This is a genomic window from Maribacter sp. UBA3344 (genome assembly GCF_002362375.1).
GTDB classification, from domain to species: Bacteria; Bacteroidota; Bacteroidia; order Flavobacteriales; family Flavobacteriaceae; genus Maribacter; species Maribacter dokdonensis.
In genome coordinates this window covers 1-13,460 of the sequence record NZ_DERI01000009.1, presented here as the reverse complement: position 1 = coordinate 13,460, position 13,460 = coordinate 1, and the positions used below count along the sequence as shown (strand labels likewise).

Genomic DNA, 13,460 nt, shown 5'->3' with positions numbered 1-13,460 from the left:
AAATCATACCAAAATAATACAAATCATTGATATTTAATTACTTATAATTTTATTTATACTCATTTGAATCGATATGAAACCATAAAATGTGTTACCCATGTGTTACCCCGAATGTTTATCTTTATAAAAAATCGGTAAGATATGGCAACCTTAAAAACAGTTTTACACACTAAAACCGACACAAAAGGAAACAGAGATTATAGACTTGCTCTAAGGCTCACCGTAAATCGTAAACGAAGTTATTACCATTTGGGGCAAAAGGTAGACCCGAAATTTTGGGACGAAAAAGCCGGAAAAGTAAAATCTTCCCATTCAAGAAATAAGCAGTTGAATAGGCTAATAAGAAAGAAGTATGATGAGATTGAAGATATCATATTTGAAATGGAAACTTCGAAACAGAATTATTCCGCAAAACAAATTATAGACTCCATCAGAAAAAACACCAAGAGGCTATCGTTTTTCGAACTTGCCGATGAGCATGTCGAAGATTTAATCAAAGCAAATAATCATAATAGGGCAATCTCTGATAGAAGTAAAATAAACAGAATAAAAGAATTCGCTAAAAAACGGAACTTCGAATTTGAGGAAATTGATGAGAATTTATTAAAAAAATTAAAAATTTATCTCAGAACTACATCAGGACTATCTGAACGCTCAGTAATGAATATATTCGTTATGATTCGATTACTGTACAATAAAGCTATTAGCAGAAAAATTGTGGATAGAAAATTCTATCCTTTTGGTAAGGACAAAATAAAGATTAAATACCCCCAGACCATTAAAATCGGTCTTGATGAACATGAAATTCGAAAAATCGAAGAACTTGACTTGGACACAAGAACAGCAGTTTGGCATACTAGAAACGTTTTTCTTTTTTCATTCTATTTAGCGGGAATCCGGATTTCGGATGTCTTAAGAATGCGTTGGAGTGATATTGTGGCTGAAAGGCTATACTACAAAATGAGTAAGAATGATAAGGCTGATTCTTTAAAACTTCCAGAACCTGTAATTAAAATTTTATCCCATTACCAAGTCGATAAAAAAAACAAGTACGATTATATTTTTCCAGAACTTAAGACAATACCCATCAATGACTCTAAGGCTATTTACTCTAGAATTAAAACTTCAATCAAAAGACTAAATACGAACCTAACTGTAATTGCAGACCTTGCCGAAATCGACAAAAAAATCACCAATCACATTGCCCGTCATAGTTTTGGAAATATAGCCAGTGATAAAGTTTCTCCGCAAATGCTTCAAAAATTATATCGACATACTCATCTAAGCACTACCATAGGTTATCAAGGCAACTTCATTCATAAGAATGCTGATGAAGCTTTAAACGCAATAATTAATTTTTCTAAATAATCATAGAATTGTAAATATCTACAACGAAGTAATTTTTTCTATCCCGTAAAAGCTTAATTAAAGAGAATACTAAAAGAGACCGGGAATAGGACTATCTATGAAAAAGGTTTTATCCCCTTTAAAATGCCCCATAAAACGGCCGTTTTGTGAATCCCCATAACAACAGGAGGAAAATTGATATTGAGGTTTAACCTGACCTTCATTTCCCAAGAAATTTTCTTATAATAAGGTCAGTTTACCTTCCGTAGTCACTTTTATTGATTAAAGCGCTGCTAAAGACCCTAAACTTGTGACCAATAGATAATGGTTAATTCGAATTTTTATTTCTCCAGGTCCTTTTAATAAGTCTTCAATTGTTTTGGTCATTGTTTTTTCTATAATAATTACTCCTGTGGTGACATCCACCCCCTCACTGTATTTCAGGGAACACTTGATATTATACCTATGAATTCTTTCAGCCATCAATACCTACCTAATTATTAGGTAATGATTCTTGCGAAACATCAAAACATTGTACTATACTCTACATTCCATAATTATATGAGAATTCGAAAGGCCTCAATTACAGATTATTAAAATCAATTTCGCACAATTTTATAAATTTTTGTCGTTATGTAAGGTAGGGTATAGGAGCGTTGAGTTGTTTATACCAAATAAACCCCAAATCATTTAACATGAAAAATTCACAATTAGTAGATTTAAATTATTTCAAGTTCGTCTTTTTCCTATCGATTATGACACTTGTTGGCTGTTCTAAAGAAGATTCCCCCAATGGTCCAGGTACGCTGAGTGTTAGCGCGAAAAGCTCTTTCAGTAGTCCTACTGGGAAATCCCTTACGGCCAAGACCACCAATAATGATGTAGTGGTCACTGATTTTCGAATGAACCTTAAAGAATTTGAGTTGGAATTCGATCTTGAAGATTCGGGAGATGACTATGAGGCCGATGATAACGAGCAATGGGACGATAACGGCTATTATGATTTCGAGGATGATATCGAACTAGCCGGTCCTTTTGAACTTGATTTGATGGCCGGACAGATCGGTTTCCTGAACGTTTCCCTACCCATGGGCAATTTTGAGGAACTGGAATTCAAGTTCGACACAAGTACCGATGCTACAAGCGATCTGTTCGGAAAATCCGTACTTATCCAAGGTACGATTCAAGGAACTCCTTTTATCTTTTGGCACGATTTTGAAGATGAGGTAGAAGTGGATTTCGAAGATCCGACCTTTGATATTGCGATTTCTTCTACCCCAGAAAGTATCGTGATCGATTTTGACTTAAGCCTGGTTTTTGACAGTACGGTAGGGGTGAATCTATCCCAAGCTTCTGATGGTAATGCCGATGGAACAATTGAAATCAGTCCTTCTGACCCAGATGGAAATAATGATTTGGCCCAGAGCATTCGTAATGCCATTAAAGCACAGATTGACCTTTTAGAAGATTAATCTAAATCTATTTTCCAAAACTTCTTAAGCGACAACCCAAATCCCTTTATGAAATTTAAAAGCCGGTTTTACCGGCTTTTGATTTTGGCATCAAAAAAATAATAGGATGTCCCATACCAAAAAATTCCTAGGTTCAATGACTTCGATTTAAATAGGTAATCGTAGATAGTATTTTAAAACGAACGATTTTCAGGACACTGCCCTGAATTCTTATCTCGGTCTTTTTAACTGTCCTTATATAAAACGTCTATATCCCTTTCAAATACCTTCTACAAGCTATCTTGAATAATTCGAAATACATCCAGTAACAGTATGTTGCCAAATAAAAGGGACAATAAAGTAGGGTTTTGCCCGTTAATGTTGTTATTAAAATGAAATAATCAAATCTTATAAATGTTATGAAACTTACAAATTTATTTTTTACAATTCTTACTGCCGTCGCGGCGACCACTTTTGTTGGATGCAGCAAAGATGACGATGCTTTTGCAAGGGTATCCGTTAATGGGACCGAGTTAAGAGCCACCCCATCTGATTTTGTTGTTGGTGACCGTTCAGATTTTAATGGCGATGTTGATGCAAGCTTTACGGGAAATGGCGGTTCTGCAACACGCGTATTTAGTTGGAACAACAATCTTACCACTGCAGATTATAATGCTGACATTACGGCAACTACCGAAGGTACTTTCAATATGGTTGTGTTGGATGCCGATGGCAATACCGTTTTAAACAGGTCTTTGAACGGAGCGGTTGAGCCTGATTCCTTTTCTGGGGTAACCGATGCAGGAACCTCTGGTATATGGTCGGTAACGATTACCGTTAACTCTTTCACTGGTGACGGAAGTTTTTCGTTGAGCGAGGGCAATTAAATTCTAAAATTTATTATTAAAGTAAAAGACCCCTCAGCGGGTCTTTTTTCATTTTTAATGGTGCAGCATCTTGAAGTAGTATTAAATAACGAACCATTGTAGAAACAACTTTTTTCAAACCTCATAGAAATCATTATAAAAAATCTAAATACTATTCTATTGGTCACTAATGAAAAAAAGCGGTGTTACTTTATTTCGGCCAGACATTTTGATGAAACGATGACGGAATATGTCGAGGTCAATTTTTACGGTATCTGATGCTGTCATCATTTTGTCATCAAAAAAAATAATGATGACGGAACAGCCTTTGAAATATTAAAAAATGATGCGGTGATGACAAATCGATGATGCTTAAAGCATAATGATTATGGGCTGTTACGGACATTGTCATCATATCATCAAAAATTTAGGTAAAACTGTCCGGCTACTGAAAGAAAAAAATAATTGTTTCATCGTCGTGAAGGTTGAAGGGTCCACCGTCCAACAGTATTGACCGTTTCACTAAAGCAAACTTTACTGATTACATTTGACACCAGTTTTGTAAAGCAATTTTCTCCTGAATGTTATCCGTGAAATTTTAGAAAATATGGAAAAGTACCTACCTAGTTACCTAGGAACGAAAGAGGCAAGTGGCACTAGGACATGGAACTGGGTAACTTCTATAATCCTAATCCTACCTAAAGGTTACCTCTCCTTCCTAAACGGTAATATAGGTTACTTGAATTTAAGTACCGACCTAAGCTTTAGGCCCTTTCATTATTAAGTTGGGTAAGAAGGTAGGTGAAATTGGAAATAATAAGCTGGTGAAGAAAAAAAGATTTAAAATTTCAGATTTTCAAAATGCGTCCTTGAAAATGGATGTATTAGAAACGGACCACAAACTTAGTACGATCAGCAATAAAGAAGATTCTATTTTTTCCTTCATCAGCAGTCTTTAATGAATATAAAAGGGTAGAAATTAAGCAGGAAAACTTAAAAGCTTAGCTTGAAAAGTGTACCACTGAAGACCGAAAAGTAATATTGGCAGTATGGCACAAAAATGGATTTGGTCAGGAAGCGCGAGATGTGTTCTTGTGGCCACAAAAACAAACTCGCTTTACTCCCGATGGTCGCAAAGTGAAAGAAATCGAAGAAAAGTGTTCCAAATCAAAAGTAGGGGCGCCCTATTTCGATTTTACCTTACGCTTATCTGCCGGAACACTATAAAATCGAAACAGGATCCAGGCGCAATTAAGTCATGGTAAGATTTGGGGCTCGTCCCTGAAACACCCATAAAAGACTAACAATTATTCAATTTGACATCAAAAGGTTGGAAATGGTATCATCTAAAATGTCCAACCGAAAAATATCCAATTGTGTTACCCATGTGTTACCCAGAACTAAAAAAGCCGACTCCTAAAAGTCGGCTTTCCCTTGTTGTACAGGCGGAGAGACTCGAACTCTCACACCTTGCGGCACTAGATCCTAAGTCTAGCGTACATTTGCCCAAACAAGAACAAAGTCATTCATTTCCAATTGTTTAAGTGATTTCACATTTTATTTGATATCATCTAATATCAATTGATTTCAGCATTTGTTGTACCTATGTTGTACCCAAAGAACCCAATAATATTGTATCTTTATACTGGTTCTAGAACCAAATGTTGTACCTGATTTGACTTTCGTATTAAAAACAGGTAACAATGTCATCAAACGCAAAAATAGTTCTTCGCAAAAAGTCGAATAAAGAAGGTCTTTACCCTCTTGCTATTCGCATCACAAAAAATCGTAAATCAACATACCAATACATAGGTCACTATATTGAATTGGAAGATTGGGACGAAAAGAATATTCGTGTTAAAAAGTCAAACTCCAATTTTGACAATCTAAATAGTTTACTATCCCAAAAACTTTCAGAAGCTAATAAAGCGCTTATCACGTTGCAATCTGATAATAAAGATGCATCCGCGAACCAAATAAAGAAAGAAATTTATTCATCTGGAAATAGCTCAACCTTTTTTGAATTGGCTCAAGAACATCTTGACGATTTGGAAAGTTCGGAAAAATTAAATCGTTTGTCTACGGATAAAGCTTGGGTAAGTTTTATTATTAGGTTCAATAAAACTAAACAGCTTTCATTTCAAGAAATAGATGAACGTTATCTTAAAAAGCTAATGCTAAACTTAAAGGTAAAACATTCTCTTTCAGAAACCTCGATTATGAATATTTTGGTTCTTATCCGGCTTTTGTTCAATAGGGCTATCAAGCATAAAATTGTAAGTCGAGAATTGTATCCATTTGGAACAGACAAAATTCGGATTAGGTTCCCTGAAACCTCCAAAGTTGGTCTGAATATTTTAGAGATTCAAAGAATTGAAAACCTCACTAATTTATGTCCAATAGAAACACATACTAGAAATGTATGGCTGTATAGTTTCAATTTTGCCGGTATGCGTGTCTCTGATGTTTTGCGAACAAGATGGTCAGATATTTATGACAATAGACTGCATTATAGAATGCATAAAAACGCAAAGCTTCTATCATTAAAAATTCCTGAAAAGATACTGAAGATTCTAGACCAATATAGAGAAGATAAAAGAAGCGATGATGATTATGTTTTTCCTGAATTGAAAAAGGCCGACCCTGAAAATGCGAAAGACTTATATAACAAGAGAAAAACTGCTACAAAGAGGTTTAATAATAATCTAAAATCAATCTCTAAAAAGGCTAAAATAAATAAGAAAATAACTATGCACATCGCCCGTCATAGTTTTGGGAATATTGCTGGGGATGCAATACATCCTTTAATGCTTCAAAAATTGTATCGCCACAGTGATTTGAAAACCACCTTGAACTATCAAGCCAATTTCATCCATAAAGAAGCAGATGATGCATTGGATAGTGTTATAAACTTTTAAGGAAAATCAAAAAAACAACGAGCGGATATTTTGAATATGCTAAACCTGTTTGTAACAACAAAATGTCTGCTCTTTATGATTTCCAATAACAGATTTAGTCTTTCCTAAATAGAAACTAAATTTGAATTGGATATGCTAATTTTTGATTGAAGCATTTAACCAACATTTTATACAGTTCTGGATGTTTCTTTTTAAGCAAGTCTGGACGCTCGAAGAAATACTCTGAAGCTACTGCAAAGAATTCTGCTTGGTTTGTACCACCATATTTTCGGATATCAGAATGGTTGTCGTTTATGGCTTCCATTTCCTTATGGATTAAATTCAGCCAAGGTATGGCGTATTGATACTCTAATAATCGTTCTGGCACACCATCTGTTCTATCATCCAACTTATCAATTAAATGTACGAATTCGTGTATGCCAGTATTGCTTTTATCTGTTGTGTTTTTAAAACCGTGATACAATGCTTTTTTGGATAAAATCATTTGCTTCTCAAAACGTCCATTCCCAACAATTCCTCCAATATGGCGTGAGTTATCCTTACTGCTAAATTGCATATCTTCATTAAAATTGTCCGGGTACAATAAAATACCACTTAAATTAGTGTAATGCCATTCTTTAAATCCAAAAACAGGTATTACTGCACTCGCAGCAATTAAAATTTTGTCCAATTCTTCCAATTCAAACTGCACAGCATCTATATAAACTTCACTTAAAAACTCCATCATTCTTTGTTGAAAAACAAGTTGCCTGCCATTAGAAAGGTTTTTATAATAAAGAACATTCTTCATTAATAATTTGTGCCAATGCTCTGGAAAAGGCTTTACGCTATGGCGTTTCGCTTTTCTGTAAAATTGAATAGCAAAGAGAAGAATCATAACAAAAATTAAAATATAAACCATATTATACCGAGCTATTAATCTACTGGTTCCGCTTTAAAGCCTACTTTTTGCAATGTAGCCTTTACATCTTCTTCTGAAGCACCATCGCTTTCTACTGTTAGAATTTTATCTGGGTTGGCAGTATCCACCTCCCAACTTTCTACACCTTCTTGCTTGTTTAAAAAAGGGGTCACTTTTGATACACAACCACCACAATTGATATTCGTTTTAAATTTTAAAGTTTTCATAGTATTTGAATTTAAAATTAATAATAGAGGTCATTTTAAAAGTTATCAATTATTTTTTTATGCTTCTTTTTGCACATTACTTCGTTAAAATTTTGAACGATAGCCCTGCTATCCTTAAAAGATTTTATCTCGTTCTGTATCAAAAATAATCTATAAAAATTCTAACCATAACTTTCAAAACGGCCTCTTAAAGTTTTACTCGTTTAAGCCTTAAGCTATTCAGAACTACTGATACGCTACTGAAAGCCATTGCCATTCCTGCAATCATTGGGTCCAATAAAAATCCATTTACGGGATACAAAACGCCTGCTGCAATTGGAATCCCAATGAGATTATATATGAATGCCCAAAACAGATTCTGTCGTATGCCCAATACGGTTCTTTTTGAGAGTTCCAACGCTTTTGGAATGGATTGCAAATCTGACGTTATCAAGGTCATTTTCGCTACGTCCATTGCGATGTCCGAACCTTTACCCATTGCGATACTTACATTGGCTTGTGCCAAAGCGTGGGAATCATTGATACCATCACCAACCATAGCTACTATCTTACCATCAGCTTGTAATTTTTCAACAAAAGTTGCTTTTTCAGAAGGCATTACTTCTCCTTGGTAATTCGTTATTCCCACTTGTTTTGCCACGGCAGATGCGGTTTTATTATTATCTCCAGTAAGCATATAGACCTCGATACCTCTTTCTTGAAGCATTGCTATAGCCTTTTTTGAAGTTTCCTTAACCTTGTCTGCAATAGCGAGTATCGCCAGCACTTGTTTTTCATTGCCAAAGAAAATGACTGTTTTCGCTTGCTCTTCGAGACTTTCTGCTATTTGCATCAAGGAAGCATCGATTTGAATATTTTTCTCAAGCATTAGTTTATGATTCCCCACATAGTATTGTGAACCATTTTCTGTTTGAGCTTTTACACCCATCCCTGTGATACTTTCAAAAGAAGCAATTTCAGCTTGCTCAACTTTTTCATCCTTTAAATGGTTGACTACCGCTTCTGCCAAAGGATGTTCTGATTGTGCTTCGATAGCCAAAAGAATTTGTTTGTATTCATTTTTATTTTCAAGTTTATCCCTCCAGAATATATCAGTTACTAAAGGTTTTCCCTCTGTAATGGTGCCCGTTTTATCAAGAATGACCGCATTCACTTTATGACCAAGTTCTAAAGTTTCGGCATCTTTTATAAGAATATTGTTTTCTGCACCTTTACCAATACCCACCATAATGGCAGTAGGTGTTGCCAAACCTAACGCACAAGGACAGGCTATAACCAATACTGCTACAGATGTCAACAAGGCTTGTGAAAATGCATTATCGCCTCCAGCCGACATCCAAACAATAAAGGTAATAATAGAAATCCCTAATACAATCGGAACAAATATTCCTGCGATTTTATCAACCAATTTTTGCACAGGTGCTTTGCTTCCCTGTGCTTCCTGAACCATTTTTATGATTTGGGAAAGCAGGGTTTCGCCACCTACTTTTTCAGCAGTAAATTGAAAGCTACCTTTTTGATTTACAGTACCTGCAAATACCTTTTCATCCTTTATCTTTTCTACAGGAACGGGTTCTCCTGTAATCATACTTTCGTCAACAAAAGAACTTCCTTTAGATACCAATCCGTCAACAGGAATTTTATCTCCAGGTTTTACAAGAATAGTTTGCCCTACCTGAACAGATGAAATGGGGATTTCAATTTCTTCCCCATTCTCAATAATCTTTAGCGTTTTGGGTTGTAAACCCATCAGCTTTTTAATGGCTGAAGAGGTATTGGATTTTGCCTTTTCTTCCAAGAGTTTCCCCAAGGAAATAAAGGTTATAATGACAGTAGCCGCCTCATAATAGACGTGAGGCTCGATACCACGACTCAACCAAAATTCAGGAAAAAAGGTGTTGAAAATACTAAACAAAAATGCAATTCCGGTACTCAAGGCCACCAAGGTATCCATATTCGCCTTACCGTGTTTCGCTTGCTTGAAAGCATTGACAAAAAAGCTACGCCCAAACCAAAACAGAATAGGGAAAGCCAATAGTAAAGAAATCCACTTACCTGGTTCCCATTGCATAAAAAACATTCCTAATACAAAAATTGGAAGCGTAAGAATGGCTGACCAAATAGTGCGATTTTTTATGTCTTGATAGTGCTTTTGCTGTAGTTCTTGTTGTACTTCCGAAGGATTCTCCGCATCAATGATAATATCATAGCCCACTTCGCGAAGTGCATTTTGAAGCTGATTAGGACTCAACTCTTTGTCGTACTCTACAAGAACAGAGCTATTGGCAAAATTTACGCTTGCATCAAAAACGCCTTCCGTATGTTTTAATACAGATTCAACGCTTGCTGCACACGATGCGCAGGTCATTCCTGTAACCGGGAATGATTCTTTTATTCCCGTTTTTTGCTCCTTAGTTTCAGTCTCGAATATATTGATTGTCTCCATTTATCACTCGCTTTATTTTACACAAATTTCGGAATAGAATATAGGTAAGCGGTTACGTTATTCGCTGAAAAAGTTGTAAAATTTGCTTGTTGAATATACTGTCAAACTATCTTTTTTATACAATCATAACCTACTAAGATGATAGTTGTTTGAAATAAATTCCATTTAAAATATTGATATTACCTCACGTTTATATTCACCCCCATATTAAATAACTTTTTTAATATTTAATGTAGCAATTTATTTTTTACAAGACCTTATAAAAAAGTACCTACAACTGCACCAAAAATCACAACCAAAATAGAAACATAACCTGCGCCTGCCAGTACATACATAGGGCCAGGACACGCACCTGCAAGAGCCCATCCTAAACCGAATATAATTCCACCTATTAAATATCGAGCGACACTTTTATCTTTAGGCTTTAGACTCATTTCACTTCCGTCAAACGGTTTAATTTTTTTTCTTTTGATTATCTGAACGCCAATGATTCCAAGCACCAAAGCTGAACCTATTATTCCGTACATATGAAAACTGCCAAACTGGAACATCTCATAAATACGAAACCACGATGCGGCTTCGGATTTGAGCATTATAATTCCGAAGAAAATACCAATTGCTAAATATGTGATGTATCTCATTTTTAAAAGATTAAAGGGTAAATTAAATGTATCATTACCAACCCACCGATGAAGAAGCCTATAACAGCTATAAGTGAGGGCAATTGCAGATTACTTAATCCGGAAATGGCGTGTCCCGATGTACAACCACCTGCATATCTTGGACCAAAACCAACCAATAGACCGCCTATTAACAATACAGCGATTATAAAAGGATTAGCTAAAGTATCTGTAGCGAATATTTCTGGTGGCATATAGCTTTCTCCAGCACTTGTAATATTGTAGTCGTCCGAGAGCTGTTGGGCAACTTTAGGGTTAATTTCAACCGTATATGTGAGCATAATATGGAAAACTTATGGATATAGCCGCAAATACCGTAATACCAATTAAAAAACCTTTGGTTTGAAACCACTTTGGCTTTGCATCTACTTCACAACAATCCTCTGCTTTTTTTCGGTTTTAGATAATCATACCACGCATAGCCAATTGCTATGACAGCGATACCAATTAAATAAGGTCTAAAAGGTTCCATCCAAGATAAAGCCGATGCACTTCCCCCAACGCCGGCTATTAATGCGATAACTGGTGGTATGCAACAAGATGATGCGGCTACAGCAGCAAACAAACCTGTATAAGCTGCATTTTTCGATGTTTTTACGGTACTCATTATTAAAAATTTATGCTGTTTTTCTTTTTAATTGAATTGACTTAAAAATACTATCCAGAATATCGGTCTCATCCTCGTTCAATGAATAGTATAGGGTTTGTCCTTCTCGCCTTGAGCTTATAATAGCTGCATCTTTCATTTTTCGTATATGCTGTGAAACCGCGGGAACACTCATACCTAAAATGTCGGATAAATCACAAGGACACAGTTCTTTTTCCATATTTAAGAGAAATAGAATTTTCAAACGAACCTCATTACCTGAGATGGATAGTAGTTTTGTTATTTTATCGAAATCATTGGTCATACCATCAATGACCGTTTTGCAGTTTAGCAACTGCTTATGGTCAGCTTCAGCTCTCGTACAAGAAATTTCCATTTTCATAATAATTATTTAGGCGAACTAAGGTATAATTAATTACGTATTTAAGCAAATACTTAAAAATATAGTTCTTAAGCAATAGAGAAATTTTAGGTATTTTGGTGTTAATTACGTCTTGTGGGTGAAAACTAATTATAGATAAAAGCTGAAGATCCTAAAGAAATAGAAACTTAAATATAGAAGAGCGAGGGCACTCATTATTTGAATACTTTTTCTCAACCAAGACAATTTGGCAAGTTTTGAAACAGAACTTGAAAAAAGACCTACAACCAAAAAAGGAAGTCCTCTTCCAATACCAAAGCATAGGGCGAGAAGTAGACCATATATTAAATTCGCTTTTGCAACTGCAAAAGACAATAAGAGCAATAAAGGTGCGGCTGCTGTACCTAAACTAAATATAAATCCATAAATGAATGAACCACCAATTCCTGGTTTTCGTAAGGATTCAAGTTGTTTTACACGTAAATATGGTCCGTAAAATGCAACTCCTGCTGCAATTAATGTTATTATTGCCATACTTAAAGCCCAATATTTACCAAATATTTCGGTCAGGAAAATTCCTGAATAGCCTGCAATTGCTCCTAATAATGTCAAACAAACTACAATACCGATAAAAAACGAAAAAGTTACTGCAAAGCCTGTTTTTGATTCTCGCACAGAAGTACTTCCAACATAACCTGCAAATCCAAGTCCAACAGGTAACGTGCAAGGACAAACACCACTTGAAATCAATCCTGCCACAAAAGCTATTCCTAAACTTAAAATTGAGCCGTCTTGAAATGCAGCAGTAAATTCATTTAAAAAATGCTCCAAATTCATTGAGATAATTTTTTCACAGTTCCCGCATTATAACCAATTTCATTAATGGATTGCTTTATCTTGTCTATTGAAATGATATTTGGATTGTAATGTAGTGTTGCATTTTTGTTTTCAAGACTAACTTTTACTTCATTTATACCGTTCAAATCAGAAAGTGTCTTTTTCACATTTGCTACACAAGACATACAGCTCATTCCTTCAATAGAAATTTCAACAGAAACGTTATCAGCTTGATTTACGTCAGTTTGCTTACTTTTATTACTGTTTTCAGCACAACCCATTAAAAGCATAAATAGTAACAATAATGAAGAATTGAAAACGGTTTTCATATAACAGCTTTTTTGGGTTCATATCCTGATTTGGTCAGGGCAGTTTCTATTTCTGATTCATTTATCTTGTCTGGATTAAATTCCACTCGTACCGATTTCTGTATCGCTTTGGTTTTTACCTTTTTAATTCCTTCTAATTCTGTTAAGATGTCCGTTATTTTTTCGGCACAACCTTGACAAACCATATTGTCAATGGTTAAAGTTATAGTTTGCATATTTTTTTCTGTATTTGTTTGTAGAAATTCATAAATAGATTCAATTTCTTTCATTTTATCTGTAAGCTCGTAAAGATTTAAGTTTGGGAACTGCTTTCTTATGGTTGCAATTTTTTCCTCTTGACCGCAATTGCCTGGGCAAGTTTCTAATGCTTCTGCAATTTTAATAGCCAATGCTTTTCTGAACACTTCATCTAAAAGAAGATGTTGGGCTTTTTCAAACCCCTTGTTAACCGCTTTAAACTGATTGAGAATTTGAGCAGGATTATCACTTT

The 13,460-nt window shown here is 35.2% G+C and carries 13 protein-coding genes and 1 pseudogene; 4 read left to right on the top strand and 10 right to left on the bottom strand.

From position 1 onward, the window contains the following. The first annotated feature begins 141 nt into the window (after positions 1-141). The 4 genes from B2Z27_RS05125 to B2Z27_RS05110 all read left to right on the top strand — a co-directional run bounded on the left by B2Z27_RS05125 (position 142) and on the right by B2Z27_RS05110 (position 6,582). Complete coding sequence (locus tag B2Z27_RS05125) at positions 142-1,368, top strand: site-specific integrase (protein ID WP_286812824.1); 1,227 nt, start codon at positions 142-144, stop codon at positions 1,366-1,368. Positions 1,369-2,042: 674 nt separating this feature from the next. Further along, entirely contained in the window at positions 2,043-2,819 is a 777-nt protein-coding gene (locus tag B2Z27_RS05120) for a hypothetical protein (RefSeq protein WP_286812823.1), read from the top strand. Positions 2,820-3,217: 398 nt separating this feature from the next. Next, positions 3,218-3,685, top strand: a complete 468-nt coding sequence (locus tag B2Z27_RS05115; protein ID WP_286812822.1) for a hypothetical protein — start codon at positions 3,218-3,220, stop codon at positions 3,683-3,685. A 1,682-nt stretch (positions 3,686-5,367) separates the two neighbouring features. Then, positions 5,368-6,582, top strand: a complete 1,215-nt coding sequence (locus B2Z27_RS05110; RefSeq protein ID WP_210707477.1) for a site-specific integrase — start codon at positions 5,368-5,370, stop codon at positions 6,580-6,582. Between the two features lie 115 nt (positions 6,583-6,697). On the opposite strand, the gene B2Z27_RS05105 is transcribed toward B2Z27_RS05110, so the two are convergent. The 10 genes and pseudogenes from B2Z27_RS05105 to B2Z27_RS05060 all read right to left on the bottom strand — a co-directional run. Continuing rightward, positions 6,698-7,483 carry a zinc-dependent peptidase gene (locus B2Z27_RS05105; protein WP_286812821.1) on the bottom strand — a complete coding sequence of 262 codons (786 nt, stop codon included), beginning with the start codon at positions 7,481-7,483 and terminating at the stop codon, positions 6,698-6,700. A 14-nt stretch (positions 7,484-7,497) separates the two neighbouring features. Further along, positions 7,498-7,710, bottom strand: a complete 213-nt coding sequence (locus B2Z27_RS05100) for a heavy-metal-associated domain-containing protein (protein ID WP_045079529.1) — start codon at positions 7,708-7,710, stop codon at positions 7,498-7,500. Positions 7,711-7,897: 187 nt separating this feature from the next. Next, on the bottom strand, positions 7,898-10,156 hold the full coding sequence (locus B2Z27_RS05095) for a heavy metal translocating P-type ATPase (protein WP_286812820.1): 2,259 nt from the start codon (positions 10,154-10,156) through the stop codon (positions 7,898-7,900). A gap of 257 nt (positions 10,157-10,413) precedes the next feature. Next, positions 10,414-10,797, bottom strand: a complete 384-nt coding sequence (locus B2Z27_RS05090) for a DUF6691 family protein (protein WP_286812819.1) — start codon at positions 10,795-10,797, stop codon at positions 10,414-10,416. Between the two features lie 2 nt (positions 10,798-10,799). Beyond that, positions 10,800-11,105, bottom strand: a pseudogene (locus tag B2Z27_RS05085) (YeeE/YedE family protein); the annotation flags it as partial. 101 nt (positions 11,106-11,206) lie between these two features. Then, a complete protein-coding gene (locus tag B2Z27_RS05080) occupies positions 11,207-11,443 on the bottom strand; it encodes a mercuric transporter MerT family protein (protein WP_286812818.1) in 237 nt (78 codons plus the stop codon). Positions 11,444-11,453: 10 nt separating this feature from the next. Continuing rightward, positions 11,454-11,825 (bottom strand): ArsR/SmtB family transcription factor, encoded by a 372-nt coding sequence (locus B2Z27_RS05075; protein ID WP_286812817.1) that lies wholly within the window; start codon positions 11,823-11,825, stop codon positions 11,454-11,456. A gap of 129 nt (positions 11,826-11,954) precedes the next feature. Next, positions 11,955-12,641 carry a cytochrome c biogenesis CcdA family protein gene (locus B2Z27_RS05070; protein WP_286812816.1) on the bottom strand — a complete coding sequence of 229 codons (687 nt, stop codon included), beginning with the start codon at positions 12,639-12,641 and terminating at the stop codon, positions 11,955-11,957. Continuing rightward, positions 12,638-12,970 carry a heavy-metal-associated domain-containing protein gene (locus B2Z27_RS05065; protein WP_286812815.1) on the bottom strand — a complete coding sequence of 111 codons (333 nt, stop codon included), beginning with the start codon at positions 12,968-12,970 and terminating at the stop codon, positions 12,638-12,640. The genes B2Z27_RS05070 and B2Z27_RS05065 overlap by 4 nt, the downstream gene beginning before the upstream one ends. Next, positions 12,967-13,460 (bottom strand): heavy-metal-associated domain-containing protein (locus tag B2Z27_RS05060; protein WP_286812814.1); only part of this gene is annotated, 494 nt, incomplete at its 5' end. The genes B2Z27_RS05065 and B2Z27_RS05060, both read right to left, overlap by 4 nt.